The 21,628-nt window shown below is 36.2% G+C and carries 19 protein-coding genes; 8 read left to right on the top strand and 11 right to left on the bottom strand.

What is annotated here, in order from left to right; all coding sequences use genetic code 11:
* Positions 1-15: 15 nt before the first annotated feature.
* From HDEF_RS06745 to HDEF_RS12725, 4 genes are all read right to left on the bottom strand, one after another.
* On the bottom strand, positions 16-1,230 hold the full coding sequence (locus HDEF_RS06745; protein WP_015873890.1) for a YopN/LcrE/InvE/MxiC type III secretion system gatekeeper: 1,215 nt from the start codon (positions 1,228-1,230) through the stop codon (positions 16-18).
* The gene (gene sctC / locus HDEF_RS06740) at positions 1,227-2,888 is read right to left on the bottom strand and encodes a type III secretion system outer membrane ring subunit SctC (protein WP_015873889.1); all 1,662 of its coding nucleotides are present in this window, start codon (positions 2,886-2,888) and stop codon (positions 1,227-1,229) included. The genes HDEF_RS06745 and sctC overlap by 4 nt, the downstream gene beginning before the upstream one ends.
* A gap of 18 nt (positions 2,889-2,906) precedes the next feature.
* On the bottom strand, positions 2,907-3,677 hold the full coding sequence (locus HDEF_RS06735) for a helix-turn-helix domain-containing protein (protein ID WP_015873888.1): 771 nt from the start codon (positions 3,675-3,677) through the stop codon (positions 2,907-2,909).
* Between the two features lie 210 nt (positions 3,678-3,887).
* On the bottom strand, positions 3,888-4,253 hold the full coding sequence (locus HDEF_RS12725; protein WP_015873887.1) for a hypothetical protein: 366 nt from the start codon (positions 4,251-4,253) through the stop codon (positions 3,888-3,890).
* Positions 4,254-4,774: 521 nt separating this feature from the next.
* On the opposite strand from HDEF_RS12725, the gene HDEF_RS06725 reads away from it, so the two are divergent.
* Positions 4,775-5,602 carry a winged helix-turn-helix domain-containing protein gene (locus HDEF_RS06725; RefSeq protein ID WP_015873885.1) on the top strand — a complete coding sequence of 276 codons (828 nt, stop codon included), beginning with the start codon at positions 4,775-4,777 and terminating at the stop codon, positions 5,600-5,602.
* A 216-nt stretch (positions 5,603-5,818) separates the two neighbouring features.
* Complete coding sequence (gene rnt / locus HDEF_RS06720) at positions 5,819-6,484, top strand: ribonuclease T (protein ID WP_015873884.1); 666 nt, start codon at positions 5,819-5,821, stop codon at positions 6,482-6,484.
* Positions 6,485-6,489: 5 nt separating this feature from the next.
* On the opposite strand, the gene grxD is transcribed toward rnt, so the two are convergent.
* Positions 6,490-6,843 carry a Grx4 family monothiol glutaredoxin gene (gene grxD / locus HDEF_RS06715; RefSeq protein ID WP_015873883.1) on the bottom strand — a complete coding sequence of 118 codons (354 nt, stop codon included), beginning with the start codon at positions 6,841-6,843 and terminating at the stop codon, positions 6,490-6,492.
* Positions 6,844-6,907: 64 nt separating this feature from the next.
* A complete protein-coding gene (gene mtnN, locus HDEF_RS06710; RefSeq protein WP_015873882.1) occupies positions 6,908-7,621 on the bottom strand; it encodes a 5'-methylthioadenosine/S-adenosylhomocysteine nucleosidase in 714 nt (237 codons plus the stop codon).
* A gap of 118 nt (positions 7,622-7,739) precedes the next feature.
* Here mtnN and dgt point away from each other — a divergent pair, with 118 nt between their 5' ends.
* The 6 genes from dgt to HDEF_RS06680 all read left to right on the top strand — a co-directional run bounded on the left by dgt (position 7,740) and on the right by HDEF_RS06680 (position 15,467).
* Positions 7,740-9,227, top strand: a complete 1,488-nt coding sequence (dgt, locus tag HDEF_RS06705) for a dGTPase (RefSeq protein ID WP_015873881.1) — start codon at positions 7,740-7,742, stop codon at positions 9,225-9,227.
* A 152-nt stretch (positions 9,228-9,379) separates the two neighbouring features.
* The gene (gene degP, locus HDEF_RS06700; protein ID WP_044612540.1) at positions 9,380-10,792 is read left to right on the top strand and encodes a serine endoprotease DegP; all 1,413 of its coding nucleotides are present in this window, start codon (positions 9,380-9,382) and stop codon (positions 10,790-10,792) included.
* A 278-nt stretch (positions 10,793-11,070) separates the two neighbouring features.
* A complete protein-coding gene (gene proQ / locus HDEF_RS06695; protein ID WP_234809370.1) occupies positions 11,071-11,532 on the top strand; it encodes an RNA chaperone ProQ in 462 nt (153 codons plus the stop codon).
* Positions 11,532-13,625, top strand: a complete 2,094-nt coding sequence (gene prc / locus HDEF_RS06690) for a carboxy terminal-processing peptidase (RefSeq protein ID WP_015873877.1) — start codon at positions 11,532-11,534, stop codon at positions 13,623-13,625. The genes proQ (HDEF_RS06695) and prc (HDEF_RS06690) overlap by 1 nt, the downstream gene beginning before the upstream one ends.
* Before the next feature lie 52 nt (positions 13,626-13,677).
* Positions 13,678-14,556, top strand: a complete 879-nt coding sequence (htpX, locus tag HDEF_RS06685; protein WP_015873878.1) for a protease HtpX — start codon at positions 13,678-13,680, stop codon at positions 14,554-14,556.
* A gap of 86 nt (positions 14,557-14,642) precedes the next feature.
* The gene (locus tag HDEF_RS06680; RefSeq protein WP_015873879.1) at positions 14,643-15,467 is read left to right on the top strand and encodes an N-acetylmuramoyl-L-alanine amidase; all 825 of its coding nucleotides are present in this window, start codon (positions 14,643-14,645) and stop codon (positions 15,465-15,467) included.
* Positions 15,468-15,656: 189 nt separating this feature from the next.
* Here the strand turns inward: HDEF_RS06680 and HDEF_RS06675 are convergent, their stop codons facing one another.
* The 5 genes from HDEF_RS06675 to HDEF_RS06655 all read right to left on the bottom strand — a co-directional run.
* Complete coding sequence (locus HDEF_RS06675) at positions 15,657-16,481, bottom strand: N-acetylmuramoyl-L-alanine amidase (protein ID WP_015873879.1); 825 nt, start codon at positions 16,479-16,481, stop codon at positions 15,657-15,659.
* Positions 16,482-16,567: 86 nt separating this feature from the next.
* Entirely contained in the window at positions 16,568-17,446 is an 879-nt protein-coding gene (gene htpX / locus HDEF_RS06670; protein WP_015873878.1) for a protease HtpX, read from the bottom strand.
* 52 nt (positions 17,447-17,498) lie between these two features.
* Entirely contained in the window at positions 17,499-19,592 is a 2,094-nt protein-coding gene (gene prc, locus HDEF_RS06665; protein ID WP_015873877.1) for a carboxy terminal-processing peptidase, read from the bottom strand.
* Complete coding sequence (proQ, locus tag HDEF_RS06660; RefSeq protein WP_234809370.1) at positions 19,592-20,053, bottom strand: RNA chaperone ProQ; 462 nt, start codon at positions 20,051-20,053, stop codon at positions 19,592-19,594. Before proQ (HDEF_RS06660) ends, prc (HDEF_RS06665) begins: the two co-directional genes overlap by 1 nt.
* A gap of 278 nt (positions 20,054-20,331) precedes the next feature.
* Positions 20,332-21,628, bottom strand: a 1,297-nt coding sequence (locus tag HDEF_RS06655) for a Do family serine endopeptidase (protein WP_086935042.1), incomplete at its 5' end; no start/stop codon positions are given.

Raw genomic sequence — 21,628 nt, 5'->3', positions numbered from 1 at the left:
CTATTTTTTATCCACTCAATTCGTATTGTCATCTGAATAAAAATCAAATGATTTTTTGTTCTTTTTATTTTTATATTTCTTTCTCTTTATTTTTTCGTTTCTTCTGGCTTCAATCATTTCACGTCGATAAGCAACCGCTGCTAGTTGCTCGAATCTCTCAAGCATAGATTCTCTCTCTTCTAAGCCGACAAATAATTCGATAGGTAATTTTTTGCAAGCTCGATAAATCACTTGTAATAACTGTGAGCGCTTGGCGTGCTCACGCATTAAAATTCTTTCGCCCAGAACTTCACTTAAAAAGTCATCTAAATATTCGGGCTGCTGAAGCACACACAGCATAAACAACAACCAGGCTTTTTCAGATTCGTTAAAAGATTTGACCAGAGGACTTTTTAAAATTGATTTGATAAAGATAATGTCACTTGAACGTAATAGTTTTAATTGCCCTAATTTGCCGAGTAAATGACCAAATTCAAGCATAGAACAACTGGGATCTTGAGAATCGATGTCAGCAAGCAAAGCGCCTTCCATAAAATCAACTACAGCCCCTCGTTTTTGATAACCATAAATTGATATCCAATCCTGGTAATTTTCTAGCTCTGTTTTTTCATTTTCTAGAAAATTTCGATAACTTTCACGTACCAGAGCGGGGTCAAGAGATAAATATCTTCCAAACAAACGGGCTTTTAATGCGACATTAATACCCGCTTTCAATCGACGTGGATCAGCCGTTTCTTCAAGATGTGCGAGCAAACTCATCAGACGTTTTCTGAGCTTTGGATTTAATTTGCGACGTTTTAATATCTCACGCAATACCAACACAAGATCACTATCGTCAGGGAAAAATTTCCGAGCGTGGGTTAATAAATTCTGAATACCAGCGCCTTGTGAAGACTCTACTGATTTTATTAATTGATTCACTTTTGGTACAACGTCTTCTTCTAGAACCCGTTCGAAGCTTTCTGACATCAAACCTGATTTCTTTTCTAAATCTCGTCTATTACGCAATTGTGCCAGCAAGACTGACATTTCATCTGAAAAGTAAGCAAATTTTTGTACCTGCGCTCCTACAGAAAGATCTTCAATAATTTCACCTGTTTTATGTAGTGAATCCATTTGAGCGTTATATTTGTTTTTATTCTCCTCCATTGAGTCTTTGGTGCGTCTCTCCCTGGCGATACCTTTGGTATAAAGGTTTCTAGCAGGTAAAACACTTTGAGTGATGTTCATGATTGACTATCCAAATAATTTTTTACCCAATCCTGCAATGGGATATCAGATGAACTTTTAATGATGTCACTTGCAAGATCACTGGCATCTCGATTAAGTGGGGCATTAATTTCACGAGGCTGGATAAGAAATACCCGAACTATGCTTGATATAGATTTATTTTCGTAGCTGAATAATTTACCGATAAGAGGTAAGCTGCCCAAACCGGGAATTTTGGTGTTTTCGGAGGTATTCGCATCACGCGTATAACCTCCTACAAGCAAACTTTTCCCTTTAGGCACGCGTGCAATCGTACTGATATTGGTCCGCCCAACTTTAGGTAATGAAGTTTTTGTCTCATGATCAGATTGTGAAACTTCATTACCATCTTCAATATTGATCATCATCTCTATTTGATTGTTTTCTGTAAATCGTGGCAAAACACTGACCAGGGTTCCGTATGTCACATTTTCTAATTTCACATTTTTTTCACCAAGCAATTCGCTATAAAAAGTTCTATTATTATCAAAAACAGCCGGGATATTTTCTTGTGTTAAAACCATAGGGCGAGAAACGACATTCGCTTTCTTTTGACGACTCAATGCCATCACAGAGGCAATAAATTGCCCGCCTTCCAAGGTGCTTGTCCCTGCATTTAATCTGACTCCCAATTGATTTTTAAAATTCATTCCGCCCTTCCAGTCGACACCCATTTGATCCAATGTATTTTTATCGAGATCAATAATCCAGACAGAAAGCTCTATATGACGCTTAGGTTGATCTAGCTCAGACACTAATGTTTTAACAAACGCAATTTGTTCAGAAGACCCTTTTACCAACAAACTGTTGTTATTAGGGTTTGATACAATTTGCACATTGTTGTTAGGGATGCTCTTTATTAAAGGCCCCTGTAATTTGATCTGATCTATGTTAGAAGTTGAACTCCCGCTTGCTGAAGCAGAAGCTAGACTCTTTATGTTGGAAGGTGCCTCTGTGGCGTTCGGCGTCATTAGCTCTAATGTTGACCGCGGGTTAGATGACAATAAATGACTAATGATTCTCGCAATACCTGGTATCACGATAGTTTGATTGCGATATTGATATTGTCTATCTTCTACAAAGGTATTTTTTAACTTAATCAGAGCGACTTTCTCTGGACCCGCTCCTGATTCGGCTTGACTATCTAAAAACCGAGTCGCTTTCGTCACTAATTCAATATAAATCGGAGGTCCTGAAACATAAAATAAACCATTGATTTCGTCACTGCGTAAAGGATAGCGTTTATCATAAAGATGAGATTGCACTAAAAAATTTTTGACAGCAGAAAAAGAGGCATTATTTAAGCTAATAAAGGCATTACTTATTTCTGTTCCATCATAAATATAAACAGAATGACCATCGTAATACCAAATCAAATTTAATTCATTTGATAAGTATTCAATGAGTTCTTGTGGATTATTTAAATCAAAATTCCCTCCAATCTGTTTACGCGCCGCCAATTTACTCAAAATAATCGGTTTATTGATACGGGATGACAGGGCGTCAAAAACACCTTTTACACTTTCTTTTTTTGCAATATATCCCTTAGTCTGATCTTTAGGAATTTCCTCAGCCCATGCAGAAACAGACAAGCCTACAAACAACAGTAAAACATAATGATAAATGAATATTTTTTTCATAAGGCAATTTTACTTAAGTTAGTTGGTGGTATTAGTGATGGTTTGCAATAATTTTTTCGGTGAAACTCCCAGAGCTTCTTTGACTTCACTAGAAAAATGAGAAAGAGAAGCGTAGCCATGCTCAAAAGCGACCTCAGTCAAATTTTGATTTTTTAATACTAAATCCAGTATTGCTTTTACCATACGCCAATCTCGTAATGCTACTTTTGTTGTATTTCCTAAAGCGATACGACAGATACGACGAAAATGTGCAAGAGACAATCCATACCGTTGGCAAAGATTTTTTAATCTATTGTTGCCATTAAATTCATTCAAAAGAAAATAAACGACCCAGTACCATTCTGTATTTCTTAATAAGTTAAGAAATTGATCTGTGCCTGATTTTGGATTTAAAGTTTCACCCAACAACCAATATTCTATTTCACGACGAGAGTGGAGTATCGAACTATCAGGCACTTCTACTACGGCAAAAGCTTCGTCAGATTTAGAGATATGCTGTGCGCTTTTTTTAACTAAGGACTTATCTATAAAGGCTTGTAATTTTGCCATCATCATGACATTGATCCTTTTGTATCTTAATGAGCCGCTTTGAATTTGAAGACACGAGGGATTTATGGCAACAAAACCGCGCCAGCCAGATTTAAAAACCATCTCAGAATTGTTGCCAGAGGCGGTTTGTATCTGTATTTTGCATTCCATTTTTCCTATTTGAACAAACCAAATAACCATTTTTGTGATTTGTTTTTTATGTCGCTCATTTAAAACATTTTGTATGTTTTTGATTTTCATACATCACCCTTATCGCTTTATCTTAGAGCTGGATTATGTTTGAAAAAATTTGAATAATCTTGATGTAAATATGATGAAAGATAGCGAAGCATCGAAAAATTGAAATAAATTCTATTAAATAGATTGTATAATAATTTGAATTATTTAGAGAAATGAAAAAATATTCTAATATAATTGCTCATCAAGCATATTTGTCATTAATAAAAAAGTTTACATACGACAATGTAAATACCCTTGAAGCGCGTTTTCCCAATTTTTTGTAGAATCAATATCGATATCAAACACCTGATTTGCGTTCATATAATTTTGAATATACATGGGCATTCCTATTTTTTTTACTTGGGAACAAATTTTTGTCAGGCTCAATTCATTTGTCAGAATGCGATTTAAATGTGCCTCAAAAATATTTTTTTGTTCTTGATCCAGTAATTGCATTGCGTTTTTGAGAAGCCGATTATGAAAATGAGCGTTAACTCCTTGAGACATTCTATAAAAATCGAAATAAGAATAAGTTCCCGCAAGAGAAAATAACATAACAGCATGATTATATTGATGATATTCAATACATCGGATCATATTTTGATATAAAAGAATTGGATTGGATTGAGGAGTTACTTTGATATCCTTTCCACATACACTGATGGTCCATTTTTTTGATAGATCAGTTTCATTGGTCTTTAAATTAAGAAGGGCACATCCCGATAGAAAAAAAATCAGTATAAAAACATATAAATATCTCAATATCATCATTTTTATCCAATACAAGATAACAAAAGATCAAACTCAATTTTTAATCTTTCTTCAATCACAAAAATCAAAAAAATCAAAAAACACCGATAGCACAAAAATGTGTTTTAAAAAATTTTTAATTCAATTTGAGCGTTTTTTGAAAATTTTGACAGCTTTACATATGATTTACGTTTTTTTACTAAACAAAGATTATCATCTTCAACGTTAATTAAGTTTCTAAAAGTGTTATTTTTTAATAATAGCATAAATATCACTAATATCTATTTGTAAAAAAATATCAAAATTTATTTTTATTTTAAATATTAGTATCTTTAAGTTAGGTCATTCAAATTAAGAGTTAATAGAAAATGAACAACATATTATCTCATTCAGAAAAGTATATTTTTGGTGAATTTACTTTAACTGCAGACGCGTTGCTTTCTTATAAAAATAAGATAGTTAAAGTTCCACCTAAAGAGTTTTCTATTTTAATGTTATTACTCGATTCAGCTGGAGTATTAATATCTAAAGATGATTTTTTAGAAAAAGTATGGCCTAACGAATTTGTTAGTGAAGAATCATTAACGCGTTGCATTTATGTATTACGTCGTCTTCTTCATGAAAACAAAAATAACCGTTATATAGATACTGTTTACGGAAAAGGTTATCGATTTATTCAACCCGTCACTCAGTCAGAACGCTTCGCTGAATCTCAATGTAGTTTGGCTGTACTTCCTTTTAAATTACCTCAACACTTTGATTCATTAATGATCCATGATTTTTTAATACAGAGTTTGTCAAAATACACTTATTCCGGTTTGAACGTTTTGCCTTCCACTTTAATTAACAGTTGCAAAGATTACGATGGTATCATGTGTTTTCTTGAAAAAATGAAACCTAATTATTATCTTTCTGCTCATACCATCAATGATGGTGACATTTCTTCACTACGTATTGAATTAATTAGAACGCATGATCACTCTATTGTACATAGAGAAAAATTTGATCTCTGTGACAATGTTCATCTGACTTGTTTAAATTTACAAGGTGTTATACACAAATTGTTAGCTCGTCATATTCCTTCTTTAAATAAAAAAAGCAGTTCTGTCCCTGTTATGAAAGAATTTGATACCACTTTTGCTTATTTAAACGCACATCACAAATTTTACTCTCATAAATTGTATAATATTAAATAAACTTTATGACAGTTTCTACTGAGTTTGAAAAAATTCACACTACTTCTACTTTTTAGAGAAATATCTCTGAATATTATTTTGTAAGCCCAAAAATGGCACGCTGGGTATTTATGTAATAGTTTGAATTTATGTAATATTTCGAACAGTTTATCCTAACGTAAAGAAGTGTTAAAGTTGACATTCAAAATAAAATTTCATACACGCCATAACCATAATATGTCAGAAGATAACACATTGAACATAAATAAAAATGATATTAATACTTTAAATCATCGTTTCCGTGGATATTACCCTGTTGTTATTGATGTAGAAACCGCGGGGTTTAATACTAAGACTGATGCATTACTTGAAATTGCTGCTGTGACTCTTTTTATGGATAAAGAGGGATGGTTGCATATCGAACAATCGATGCATTTTCATGTTGAACCTTTTTCTGGAGCTAATTTCGAACCTGAAGCATTGGCTTTTAATGGGATTGATCCCCATAGTCCGCTCAGAGATGCGAAGAGCGAATTTGAGGTATTGAAAAAAATTTTCAAATGGGTTCAAAAAGGAATGAAAGAGCAATATTGTAAACGTGCCATTATAGTTGCGCATAATGCGGGCTTTGATCATGCATTTGTCATGAACGCCGCGAAGCGGACAGGATTAAAACAAAATCCTTTTCACCCTTTTTCTACATTCGATACGGCTGCATTAAGCGGTTTAGCGCTTGGCCAAACGGTTCTGGCTAAAGCTTGTTTAACGGCAGGACTCAATTTTGATATGAGCCGAGCACATTCTGCTCTTTATGACACACAACAAACCGCTCGCTTGTTTTGTGAACTTGTCAATCGTTGGAAGCGCTTAGGTGGTTGGCCACCATCGCCACTGCATTCTTAGCTGTTTTATTTAGATTCTTTATCTCCAGTTATAGGAGATAACTTTTCTTGATATTGGAATTGCAATAATTCCTTTAATTCACCTTTTTGATGCATCTCTGTTAAAATGTCACATCCTCCTACTAATTCACCATTAATCCATAGTTGTGGAAAAGTAGGCCAATTTGCATATTTTGGTAATTCAACGCGAATGTCAGGGTGCTGTAAAATATCGACATAAGCAAAACGCTCACCACAAGCAGATAAAATATTGACAGCCTGTGCAGAAAAACCACAGCTAGGCATTTTAGGTGATCCCTTCATATATAAAAGAATCAGGTTATTTTTTATTTGAAACTGAATTTTTTCAACAGTCGTCATATTTAACTTCCTTATGTATCTTTATATTTATAAAACTACTTACAAAAATTTTTAATGAGGCCATTTAATTAATGCTGCAATAAGTTTCAGCCAAAATAGGTAACATATTTTCAATAACGGTGCTAGAACGTTGGGCGGCTATGCACAAAAATTGTTCAAAGCTCAAATGAGACGCTTGATCAGCGACATCAGAAATCGCACGGATGACCACAAAAGGCGTCTCAAATTGATGGCAAACTTGAGCAATAGCGGCCGCTTCCATCTCTACTGCTACGGCTTTTGGGAAAAAAGTGCGAATACGATCGAGAGCTTGGTCACCATTAATAAAGGCATCTCCACTGCAAATCAGGCCTTGCACTGCGTTTAAGTTTAAGTTTTTGACACATTCTAATACGATTTCAATGAGTTTTTTATCCGCAAAAAACGCCGGAGGGCAAAGCGCCATTTGCCCCCATTCATAGCCAAATGCAGTGACATTCACATCGTGGTAACGAACTTCGGTAGAAATCACGATATCTCCTATTTTCAAATCAGGCCAAAGACCTGCCGCAGATCCTGTATTAATTAAAATATCAGGCTGAAAATATTCGAGGAGTAAGGTTGTACCCAAAGCAGCAGAGGTTTTTCCAATTCCTGATTGAAGTAAAACAACATTCGTTTCCCCTAAAAAGCCGGAGTAAATAGAGCATCCTGCTCGTGTTAAAGTTTGACATGATTGAATTTTTTGACACAACAGAGTGACTTCTTCTTTCATAGCACCAATAATACCCACTTTCATTTTTGATCCCCTGATGTAAAATAATTGTTAAAAATTTTTATTTATCAAAATATTAGTGTCATTTTTGAGTTTATCATGTCAATCAATTAATAAAAAACAAGGATCTTTGGGAGATACCATGCCGAATATTGATTTTAATCAAAAAATTATCTGTAAGCGGCTTTATCCTCATGATAAAGATCGTGTGATGAAAGATGAAGACTCCATCATTCGATTTTTTGAAAGTGACAGAGGAAGGATTATTAATTCTGCAGCCATACGTCGTTTACAGCAAAAAACACAGGTATTTCCTTTAGAACGCAATTCATCAGTCCGAAGCCGTTTAACGCATTCTCTCGAAGTTCAACAGGTCGGCCGTTATATTTCCAAAGAAATTATTTTTTATCTTAAACAAAAAAATCAGATCGATGCATTAGGATTGCAAAAATTGCGGGTCCCATTTGAAAGTCTTGTTGAGATGGCGTGTTTGATGCACGACATTGGGAATCCCCCTTTCGGTCATTTTGGAGAATCTGCTATCAAAAATTGGTTTAAAGAAAAAACAGATCCTTACAAAGGGGACAATCCATTATTGCGGCTTAGAGAAAACGAAAAAGAGCTGAATTTATTACGTCAAAAAATCCATCAGGATTTGAGTCAATTTGAAGGCAATGCACAGGCGATTCGTTTGGTACATACGCTATTAAAATTAAATCTGAGTTATCCCCAAATTGCCTGTATTCTAAAATACAGCAAGCCCGCTTACTGGTCAGTAGATATCCCTAAAAATTTTGATTATCTAATGAAAAAATGCGGATTTTATTTATCAGAAGAACCTTTTGTAATAGAGCTACGAAATGCACTTAATATGGAGAGATTCGCCCGTTTTCCTTTGAGCTATATTATGGAAGCAGCGGATGATATTTCTTATTGTATTGCTGATTTAGAGGATGCTGTTGAAAAAAATATTTTTAATATTGATCAACTGTTTCACTATTTAAAAGAAATGGCGGGCGCTTTTGTCAAGAATGAGATTTTCGATACTGTCATCCACAATGCTTTCAAAGAAGCGAAAGAAAGTTGGCGTAACGAAGAAGCTGAATTTTTTATGTGTCTGAGAGTCCAAACCATGAAAGTATTGGTGCCGTATGCAGTCGAACGTTTTGTCAATAACTTGCCTGAAATATTCGCTGGCACCTTTAACCAGGCTCTTTTAGAAGATATCGGTCCTTGTTCTACATTACTCAAACTCTTTAAAAAAGTGGCCCAAAAATATGTATTTACTCATCCAGAAGTAGAACAAATTGAATTACAGGGTTACAGAATCATTATCGGTTTACTCAACATTTATCACCCTCTTTTAATGATGCCATTTGATTCTTTTTCTCAATTAGTTTTTGATAATCATCATGCTGAATATGCTATCGAAACACGTTTATTTCATAAATTGCCGGATAAACACCGGTTAGCTTATCAAGAAGCCGTAAAAAAACTCAAGGATGTCTCTATAGAAGAAAAAAAAATTTATGAATATTATTACAGGGCTCGTTTAATACAAGATTATATCAGTGGTATGACCGATCTTTACGCATATGATGAGTATCGCCGTTTGATGACCTCAGGATAAGTTTTTAAAATTTGAGGGCCTGCTTACTTCTTACGATCAAAAATATTGAAAAAGTAACTTGATTAAATCTTTGCCATCATATTCAATGTTTTCTTTAATAAAAAGAATTCTTTATTTTTTAAAAAGAGAAATAAATCATGAAAAATACAGCCATAAAAAAAATGACTTTAGCCTTGAGTGTGCTCGCATTAAACATAGGGTTAACAATCGGAACAATACCTGTCAAAGCTGCTGAAACAATGCTTTCTCATAGTCAGCAGGCACTTCCAAGCTTGGCGCCTATGCTGGCAAAAGTCATGCCTTCGGTGGTCAGCATCAGTGTTGAAGGTAGTACTACTGTGAATAATTCGAGAATGCCGCCACAGTTTCAGGATTTTTTTGGAAAAAGCTCCCCATTTTGTCAAGAGGATTCTCCATTCCAAGACTCTCCTTTTTGCCAAAGAAGTTCCCCATCGATGAAAGAAAAATTCAAGGGATTAGGCTCAGGAGTAGTTATAAATGCCAATAAAGGCTATATCGTGACCAATTACCACTTAGTCGAAAACGCCAATAAAATTCAAGTACAGTTAGATGATGGTCGTCAATATAATGCAGAAGTGGTTGGTAAGGATCCGCGTACTGACATTGCATTACTACAATTAAAAAATTTTAAAAATTTAACAGCGGCTAAAATGGCGGATTCTGATGAACTACGTGTGGGAGATTATGTTGTCGCTATAGGTAACCCTTATGGCTTGGGGGAAACCGCCACATCAGGAATTGTTTCAGCGCTGGGAAGAAGTGGTTTAAATAGAGAAAATTATGAGAATTTTATTCAAACTGACGCGGCGATCAACCGTGGTAATTCAGGCGGAGCATTAGTGAATTTAAATGGTGAACTCGTTGGCATGAATACTGCTATTTTAACGCCGGATGGAGGCAACATTGGTATTGGATTTGCTATCCCCAGCAATATGCTTAAAGATTTAACAAACCAAATGGCGAAAGGGGGGGAAGTAAAACGGTCTGAATTAGGGATTGTAGGGGCTGAACTTAATGCTGAATTAGCGAAAGAAATGAATTTAAATGTTCAAAAAGGTGCATTGGTCACTCAAGTTTTACCGAAGTCTGCCGCCGAGAAAGCCGGTATTAAAGTAGGGGACACCATCGTCAAAATAAACGATAAACCTTTGAATAGTTTCTTTGAACTCAGGGCTAAAATTGGCACATTACCAGTAGGAAGCAATGTGACTTTAGGTCTGTTACGTGATTCAAAATTAATTTCACTGAAAGTGATTTTAGAAGAAAGTGTTCGTGATAAAATCGAGTCCGAAAATATTGCGGGTATTCAAGGGGCGGAATTAAGCGACTTTTCGGGTAAAGGCGTAAAAGTCAACAATGTCAAAGCTGGTAGTACTGCCGCCGCCTTGGGCTTAAAAAAAGGAGACATTATTACTCATGTCGCCCAGAAAAAAATTAAAAATATCGCTGAGCTACGCAAAATCCTTGATAAAAAATCTCATCTATTAATACTGAATATCGAACGTGGTGAAGAAAAACTTTTAATCATCATTCAGAATAAATAAATCTATCTTCCCCTCCCTGTACAAAAGCGGGAGCGAAGTACCTCACTCGACCTCTTTCAAAACCAGATCGAGGTCTGTGTCGTCAAAGTGATAGCGCTGCCGACAGCAATAATACACAGATTTATGAATCACGACGAGCTTGCTGGTTTATCAGTACATCAAAGAGACCATCATTATGAATAAACTTTTTTATTAGCTTTAATTTTTCAGTTATCTTTAGCGATGGGTTCTGTTTCAATGCCTTTGAGTAAACTTAGAAATGCTTTATTAAAAGAGATTTGTTTAAAACAAAACAACAACACGGATCTAAATTATATTTTAGTACGACAACAGGAAAATTTATGAAAAATGAATCTCAATTGAATAGGATTAAATCAGTTTTGACGTTTTTATCTCAAAAATTTCCACGTTGTTTTGTGCTTCAAGGCAAAGTACGGCCTCTAAAAATTGGTATTTTTCAAGATTTAACTGAACGTTTGCAAGGAGATGAATTGACTAAAACACAATTACGCTCAGCTGTGCGTTTTTATACTTTAGGCTGGCGTTATCTTTTTTCGATGAAATCAGGAGCCAAAAGAATTGATTTAGAGGGGTTTTCATGCGAAACGGTTGAAGAACAACACGAGAAACACGCGCAAAAACAGCTTTCAGACGCAAATATACGTCGACAAAAAAGAAAAAATGATGCCCAAATGAACAAAAAGTCTCAAGCCATTGTAAACCGTGACCAACTTGGGTGATGAATAAATTGATGAAACTGCGATTTACCACTGGTTTATTTTTTTTATATTTCGTATTTAGCAGTTATGCCAAAAGTACTGTTTATAATATTGAGAGTCTGCCTCAGCTGCATCAAGAGGTACAGCACGCTACTGTGAGTCAACGTGTGGTGTCGCATTTGATGTATTCTCATTATCGTCAATTTAATTTAGATCAGGCTTTTTCAAACAAAATTTTTGACTGCTACCTTAATATGCTAGATCCTCGTCACAATATATTATTGACTTCTGATCTTGATCCATTTATGGAAAAAAAATCTTTTTTGGCTAATGAGTTAAAATCAGGTCATTTGTCGATGGCTTACGATTTATTCAATATTGTTCAAAAACGTCGCTTCGAGCGTTATCAATATGCTCTGTCTTTATTAGAAAAACCTATGATGTTTACGGGTAAGGATAGCATTGAAGTTGATCGTTCAAATACCCCTTGGCCATCAAATGAAAATGAGCTCAATCATCTTTGGGATCTCAAGGTGAAGTTCGAACAATTGAATCTCAAATTAGCAGGGAAAACAGACAGTGAAATTAAAAAAACTTTGATCAAGCGTTACCATTTTGCCCTAAAAAATCTGATACAAACCAATAATGAAGATGTATTTCAAATAATTATGAATGCTTTTGCTCGTGAACTTGATCCCCATACAAGTTACCTTTCCCCTCGTAATACAGATCAGTTTAATATAGAAATCAGTTTGTCTCTCGAAGGCATTGGGGCAGTACTACAAACTGATGGAGAGTATACGACAATAAGATCTATGATTCCTGACGGGCCAGCCGCAAAAAGCAAAGTGCTTTCGGTTGGTGACCATATTGTTGGGGTAGGGCAAATGAATCAACCGATAGTGGATGTTGTGGGCTGGCGTTTGGATAATTTGGTTGCCCTGATCAAAGGCCCTAAAGGGACAAAAGTACGTTTAGAGATTTTGTCTGGGGATAAAAATAAAAAACCCAAAACCGTGACACTAACGCGAGAATTTATCAAGTTCAAAGATCGTGCTGTAAAAATGTCCGTTAAAAGCACGGGTAAAGGTTTAAATAAAGAAAAAATCGGGATACTAAAAATTCCTGGGTTTTACATTGGCTTGACACAAGACGTAAAAAAACAATTACAACAAGCGCATAATCAGCATCTCAGCGGTATTGTGATTGATTTACGGGGCAACGGTGGAGGTGCATTAACAGAAGCTGTGGCTTTATCCGGTTTATTTATTTCTGGTGAAACCATCGTACAAATCAAAGATAATCACGATAAAATCCGAGAACAAAAAAAGAGCGATTCAAAAGTTTATTATAAAGGCCCACTTGTCGTATTGGTTGATCGTCACAGTGCCTCTGCCTCTGAAATATTTGCAGCGGCTATGCAAGATTATGGCAGAGCGTTAATTGTAGGGGAGCGCACCTTTGGGAAAGGCACAGTGCAACAGCATCGCTCTTTAAATAGTTTTTACGATAGGGTATTACATCCAGAATGGCCTGAAATGGGATCAATACAATATACCATTCAAAAATTTTATCGAGTCAATGGAGGCAGCACTCAAATTAAAGGGGTTATACCCGATATTCTGATGCCAACAGAAATAGATCCTTCAGAAACAGGTGAAAGCTTTGAAAAGAATGCGTTACCTTGGGATAGCATTCAAGCCATCAAATATACTAAACAGCCTGATTTAGAATCGATGAAACCTATTTTGTTAAAAAGTCACAAAAAACGAATTCAAGATGATCCTGAATTTAAAAATATTGAGCAGGATATTGCTCGTTATCATATTTGGAAAACAAAAAAAAATACCGTATCTCTTAATTATATTGAACGCATGAAAGAGAATATGGATGAAGACCGTATACGCTTAGAGCGTTTAAATCAGCGTTTTATAAAAATGGGGAAAAAACCCTTAAACTCTTTGAAACAGCTGCCTAAAGATTATCAACCCCCTGATCCTTATTTGGATGAAAGTGTTCATATTGCAATAGATTTAGCTCACTTGAAAAAGGGGAAAAAATCTTTTAAAACTGATTCAATTTATCAAGAAACACAAGCTCAACATTTTTATTAATTTACATTTCTTTTTTTATTATTTTTTATTAATGATCAGGAAATCACTTTTTATGATGCGTCTTATTTTATTTATTTTTACTAACTTAGCAGTCATGTTGGTTTTCGGGGTGATATTGAGTCTGCTGGGAATTGAATCCAGCAGCGTCTCTGGTCTTATTATTATGGCCGGCCTTTTTGGATTTGGGGGCGCTTTTATTTCATTACTGATATCGAAATGGATGGCACTGCGTTCAGTGGGAGGCAAAGTAATAGAAACACCGAATAATGAGACGGAGCGTTGGTTGGTAGATATGATTCGGAGACAATCTCAATCTCTAGGTGTTGAGATGCCTCAAGTCGCTATTTATGAAGCACAAGATATGAATGCTTTTGCAACGGGCGCGCGACGTAATGCTTCTTTGGTGGCTGTCAGCACTGGTTTACTACAAAATATGAGCCGTGATGAAGCAGAAGCTGTCGTTGCGCATGAAATGAGTCATATTTCTAACGGTGACATGGTCACGATGACTTTGATTCAAGGCGTAGTTAATACTTTTGTTATATTTATCTCTCGTTTGCTTGCTCAAATTGTCTCTGGTTTTATGTCGGATCAGCGTGAAGGTGAACAAAGCTCACCGAATCCGATGGTGTACTTCCTCGTTTCTACGGTATTAGAATTAGTATTTGGCATACTTGCCAGTATCATCACTTTATGGTTTTCTCGTCACCGTGAATTTCATGCAGACGCAGGGGCCGCCAAACTGGTCGGACGTCAGAAAATGATATCGGCTTTAGAAAGACTTAAAAGTAGCTATGAACCGCAGGAAGCCAATAGCTTGATGGCATTGTGTATTAACGGGAAAACCAAAGCTTTCAGTGAATTATTCATGACCCATCCTTCTATTGAGAGACGAATTGCAGCGCTAAAATCCGGACAGTATTTACAATAGTGAAAAACAATTCATTTTTTCAATAATTACCGTATTAATTTTGAGTGATGAGTAGGGTTTTATAACTGAGTATATTTAAAATAGAAATGAATAAATTAATCATCATTATTGTCATTTTAATGCTGATGGGTTGTCACTCGTCTCATATGATAGACCGTTGTGATTATAAAGTAGATACTCGTTATCCTGCAGCAGGAAAAAATAATAGAATCAACTCGATAGTGTTACATTACACGGCTCTTAATGATGAAAAATCTCTTAAAGTATTGACTCAACAAAAAGTGAGTGCTCATTATCTTATCCTGATAAATCCAAAAAAAATTGGCAATAAACCAGTTGTTTTACAGCTTGTCCCTGAAGACAAACGAGCTTGGCACGCAGGGTCCAGTTATTGGCGCAATCGCACAAACTTAAATGATACTTCTTTAGGGATTGAGATTGTTAACTTAGGATACAAGCCAATGTTTTTTGGGAAGCGCTGGTATCCCTTTAATGATCAGCAGAGAGTCCTTATTGAACGTTTAACTAAAGATCTTGTTAAACGATATGATATAAAGCCCACCAATGTGCTCGCTCATAGTGATATTGCTCCGTTGAGAAAACATGATCCAGGTCCTTTATTTTTTTGGGAAAGGCTTGCAAAAATAGGTGTTGGAGCCTGGCCAGATCAGGTTGTTGTAAAAAAATATATAGGACCCCGAAATATAAAAGATCTTGCTTCTGTTGCTAACATCCAAAAATTGCTCGCTCAATACGGCTATACCATTCCCCAAACGGGCCAATTAGATCCCGACACAAAAAAAGTGAACAGCGCATTTCAAATGCATTTTAGGCCTTCTGATTTCAGTGGAAGACCAGATGCCCAAACCGAAGCGATTGCAGCCGCTTTGCTTGAAAAATATTCATTTTGAGGTGATTTTCACGAAGCATGGGACACGTTTAATATAGAGCTGGCTTCTAAACGCATTTTTATCGTTCAGGTACCATTAATCTTTTCTAAATCTTTATAAATATCATGCGACTGCCAATAGTAGATCTTTAAAAATGCGTTTAGAAGCCAGCTCTATATTAAACGTGTCCCATGCTTCGTGAAAATCACCTCAAAATGAATATTTTTCAAGCAAAGCGGCTGCAATCGCTTCGGTTTGGGCATCTGGTCTTCCACTGAAATCAGAAGGCCTAAAATGCATTTGAAATGCGCTGTTCACTTTTTTTGTGTCGGGATCTAATTGGCCCGTTTGGGGAATGGTATAGCCGTATTGAGCGAGCAATTTTTGGATGTTAGCAACAGAAGCAAGATCTTTTATATTTCGGGGTCCTATATATTTTTTTACAACAACCTGATCTGGCCAGGCTCCAACACCTATTTTTGCAAGCCTTTCCCAAAAAAATAAAGGACCTGGATCATGTTTTCTCAACGGAGCAATATCACTATGAGCGAGCACATTGGTGGGCTTTATATCATATCGTTTAACAAGATCTTTAGTTAAACGTTCAATAAGGACTCTCTGCTGATCATTAAAGGGATACCAGCGCTTCCCAAAAAACATTGGCTTGTATCCTAAGTTAACAATCTCAATCCCTAAAGAAGTATCATTTAAGTTTGTGCGATTGCGCCAATAACTGGACCCTGCGTGCCAAGCTCGTTTGTCTTCAGGGACAAGCTGTAAAACAACTGGTTTATTGCCAATTTTTTTTGGATTTATCAGGATAAGATAATGAGCACTCACTTTTTGTTGAGTCAATACTTTAAGAGATTTTTCATCATTAAGAGCCGTGTAATGTAACACTATCGAGTTGATTCTATTATTTTTTCCTGCTGCAGGATAACGAGTATCTACTTTATAATCACAACGGTCTATCATATGAGACGAGTGACAACCCATCAGCATTAAAATGACAATAATGATGATTAATTTATTCATTTCTATTTTAAATATACTCAGTTATAAAACCCTACTCATCACTCAAAATTAATACGGTAATTATTGAAAAAATGAATTGTTTTTCACTATTGTAAATACTGTCCGGATTTTAGCGCTGCAATTCGTCTCTCAATAGAAGGATGGGTCATGAATAATTCACTGAAAGCTTTGGTTTTCCCGTTAATACACAATGCCATCAAGCTATTGGCTTCCTGCGGTTCATAGCTACTTTTAAGTCTTTCTAAAGCCGATATCATTTTCTGACGTCCGACCAGTTTGGCGGCCCCTGCGTCTGCATGAAATTCACGGTGACGAGAAAACCATAAAGTGATGATACTGGCAAGTATGCCAAATACTAATTCTAATACCGTAGAAACGAGGAAGTACACCATCGGATTCGGTGAGCTTTGTTCACCTTCACGCTGATCCGACATAAAACCAGAGACAATTTGAGCAAGCAAACGAGAGATAAATATAACAAAAGTATTAACTACGCCTTGAATCAAAGTCATCGTGACCATGTCACCGTTAGAAATATGACTCATTTCATGCGCAACGACAGCTTCTGCTTCATCACGGCTCATATTTTGTAGTAAACCAGTGCTGACAGCCACCAAAGAAGCATTACGTCGCGCGCCCGTTGCAAAAGCATTCATATCTTGTGCTTCATAAATAGCGACTTGAGGCATCTCAACACCTAGAGATTGAGATTGTCTCCGAATCATATCTACCAACCAACGCTCCGTCTCATTATTCGGTGTTTCTATTACTTTGCCTCCCACTGAACGCAGTGCCATCCATTTCGATATCAGTAATGAAATAAAAGCGCCCCCAAATCCAAAAAGGCCGGCCATAATAATAAGACCAGAGACGCTGCTGGATTCAATTCCCAGCAGACTCAATATCACCCCGAAAACCAACATGACTGCTAAGTTAGTAAAAATAAATAAAATAAGACGCATCATAAAAAGTGATTTCCTGATCATTAATAAAAAATAATAAAAAAAGAAATGTAAATTAATAAAAATGTTGAGCTTGTGTTTCTTGATAAATTGAATCAGTTTTAAAAGATTTTTTCCCCTTTTTCAAGTGAGCTAAATCTATTGCAATATGAACACTTTCATCCAAATAAGGATCAGGGGGTTGATAATCTTTAGGCAGCTGTTTCAAAGAGTTTAAGGGTTTTTTCCCCATTTTTATAAAACGCTGATTTAAACGCTCTAAGCGTATACGGTCTTCATCCATATTCTCTTTCATGCGTTCAATATAATTAAGAGATACGGTATTTTTTTTTGTTTTCCAAATATGATAACGAGCAATATCCTGCTCAATATTTTTAAATTCAGGATCATCTTGAATTCGTTTTTTGTGACTTTTTAACAAAATAGGTTTCATCGATTCTAAATCAGGCTGTTTAGTATATTTGATGGCTTGAATGCTATCCCAAGGTAACGCATTCTTTTCAAAGCTTTCACCTGTTTCTGAAGGATCTATTTCTGTTGGCATCAGAATATCGGGTATAACCCCTTTAATTTGAGTGCTGCCTCCATTGACTCGATAAAATTTTTGAATGGTATATTGTATTGATCCCATTTCAGGCCATTCTGGATGTAATACCCTATCGTAAAAACTATTTAAAGAGCGATGCTGTTGCACTGTGCCTTTCCCAAAGGTGCGCTCCCCTACAATTAACGCTCTGCCATAATCTTGCATAGCCGCTGCAAATATTTCAGAGGCAGAGGCACTGTGACGATCAACCAATACGACAAGTGGGCCTTTATAATAAACTTTTGAATCGCTCTTTTTTTGTTCTCGGATTTTATCGTGATTATCTTTGATTTGTACGATGGTTTCACCAGAAATAAATAAACCGGATAAAGCCACAGCTTCTGTTAATGCACCTCCACCGTTGCCCCGTAAATCAATCACAATACCGCTGAGATGCTGATTATGCGCTTGTTGTAATTGTTTTTTTACGTCTTGTGTCAAGCCAATGTAAAACCCAGGAATTTTTAGTATCCCGATTTTTTCTTTATTTAAACCTTTACCCGTGCTTTTAACGGACATTTTTACAGCACGATCTTTGAACTTGATAAATTCTCGCGTTAGTGTCACGGTTTTGGGTTTTTTATTTTTATCCCCAGACAAAATCTCTAAACGTACTTTTGTCCCTTTAGGGCCTTTGATCAGGGCAACCAAATTATCCAAACGCCAGCCCACAACATCCACTATCGGTTGATTCATTTGCCCTACCCCAACAATATGGTCACCAACCGAAAGCACTTTGCTTTTTGCGGCTGGCCCGTCAGGAATCATAGATCTTATTGTCGTATACTCTCCATCAGTTTGTAGTACTGCCCCAATGCCTTCGAGAGACAAACTGATTTCTATATTAAACTGATCTGTATTACGAGGGGAAAGGTAACTTGTATGGGGATCAAGTTCACGAGCAAAAGCATTCATAATTATTTGAAATACATCTTCATTATTGGTTTGTATCAGATTTTTTAGGGCAAAATGGTAACGCTTGATCAAAGTTTTTTTAATTTCACTGTCTGTTTTCCCTGCTAATTTGAGATTCAATTGTTCGAACTTCACCTTGAGATCCCAAAGATGATTGAGCTCATTTTCATTTGATGGCCAAGGGGTATTTGAACGATCAACTTCAATGCTATCCTTACCCGTAAACATCATAGGTTTTTCTAATAAAGACAGAGCATATTGATAACGCTCGAAGCGACGTTTTTGAACAATATTGAATAAATCGTAAGCCATCGACAAATGACCTGATTTTAACTCATTAGCCAAAAAAGATTTTTTTTCCATAAATGGATCAAGATCAGAAGTCAATAATATATTGTGACGAGGATCTAGCATATTAAGGTAGCAGTCAAAAATTTTGTTTGAAAAAGCCTGATCTAAATTAAATTGACGATAATGAGAATACATCAAATGCGACACCACACGTTGACTCACAGTAGCGTGCTGTACCTCTTGATGCAGCTGAGGCAGACTCTCAATATTATAAACAGTACTTTTGGCATAACTGCTAAATACGAAATATAAAAAAAATAAACCAGTGGTAAATCGCAGTTTCATCAATTTATTCATCACCCAAGTTGGTCACGGTTTACAATGGCTTGAGACTTTTTGTTCATTTGGGCATCATTTTTTCTTTTTTGTCGACGTATATTTGCGTCTGAAAGCTGTTTTTGCGCGTGTTTCTCGTGTTGTTCTTCAACCGTTTCGCATGAAAACCCCTCTAAATCAATTCTTTTGGCTCCTGATTTCATCGAAAAAAGATAACGCCAGCCTAAAGTATAAAAACGCACAGCTGAGCGTAATTGTGTTTTAGTCAATTCATCTCCTTGCAAACGTTCAGTTAAATCTTGAAAAATACCAATTTTTAGAGGCCGTACTTTGCCTTGAAGCACAAAACAACGTGGAAATTTTTGAGATAAAAACGTCAAAACTGATTTAATCCTATTCAATTGAGATTCATTTTTCATAAATTTTCCTGTTGTCGTACTAAAATATAATTTAGATCCGTGTTGTTGTTTTGTTTTAAACAAATCTCTTTTAATAAAGCATTTCTAAGTTTACTCAAAGGCATTGAAACAGAACCCATCGCTAAAGATAACTGAAAAATTAAAGCTAATAAAAAAGTTTATTCATAATGATGGTCTCTTTGATGTACTGATAAACCAGCAAGCTCGTCGTGATTCATAAATCTGTGTATTATTGCTGTCGGCAGCGCTATCACTTTGACGACACAGACCTCGATCTGGTTTTGAAAGAGGTCGAGTGAGGTACTTCGCTCCCGCTTTTGTACAGGGAGGGGAAGATAGATTTATTTATTCTGAATGATGATTAAAAGTTTTTCTTCACCACGTTCGATATTCAGTATTAATAGATGAGATTTTTTATCAAGGATTTTGCGTAGCTCAGCGATATTTTTAATTTTTTTCTGGGCGACATGAGTAATAATGTCTCCTTTTTTTAAGCCCAAGGCGGCGGCAGTACTACCAGCTTTGACATTGTTGACTTTTACGCCTTTACCCGAAAAGTCGCTTAATTCCGCCCCTTGAATACCCGCAATATTTTCGGACTCGATTTTATCACGAACACTTTCTTCTAAAATCACTTTCAGTGAAATTAATTTTGAATCACGTAACAGACCTAAAGTCACATTGCTTCCTACTGGTAATGTGCCAATTTTAGCCCTGAGTTCAAAGAAACTATTCAAAGGTTTATCGTTTATTTTGACGATGGTGTCCCCTACTTTAATACCGGCTTTCTCGGCGGCAGACTTCGGTAAAACTTGAGTGACCAATGCACCTTTTTGAACATTTAAATTCATTTCTTTCGCTAATTCAGCATTAAGTTCAGCCCCTACAATCCCTAATTCAGACCGTTTTACTTCCCCCCCTTTCGCCATTTGGTTTGTTAAATCTTTAAGCATATTGCTGGGGATAGCAAATCCAATACCAATGTTGCCTCCATCCGGCGTTAAAATAGCAGTATTCATGCCAACGAGTTCACCATTTAAATTCACTAATGCTCCGCCTGAATTACCACGGTTGATCGCCGCGTCAGTTTGAATAAAATTCTCATAATTTTCTCTATTTAAACCACTTCTTCCCAGCGCTGAAACAATTCCTGATGTGGCGGTTTCCCCCAAGCCATAAGGGTTACCTATAGCGACAACATAATCTCCCACACGTAGTTCATCAGAATCCGCCATTTTAGCCGCTGTTAAATTTTTAAAATTTTTTAATTGTAGTAATGCAATGTCAGTACGCGGATCCTTACCAACCACTTCTGCATTATATTGACGACCATCATCTAACTGTACTTGAATTTTATTGGCGTTTTCGACTAAGTGGTAATTGGTCACGATATAGCCTTTATTGGCATTTATAACTACTCCTGAGCCTAATCCCTTGAATTTTTCTTTCATCGATGGGGAACTTCTTTGGCAAAAAGGAGAGTCTTGGAATGGAGAATCCTCTTGACAAAATGGGGAGCTTTTTCCAAAAAAATCCTGAAACTGTGGCGGCATTCTCGAATTATTCACAGTAGTACTACCTTCAACACTGATGCTGACCACCGAAGGCATGACTTTTGCCAGCATAGGCGCCAAGCTT

Source organism: Candidatus Hamiltonella defensa 5AT (Acyrthosiphon pisum), from assembly GCF_000021705.1.
Lineage (GTDB): Bacteria > Pseudomonadota > Gammaproteobacteria > Enterobacterales > Enterobacteriaceae > Hamiltonella > Hamiltonella defendens.
This window is presented reverse-complemented; position numbering and strand designations above follow the sequence as displayed.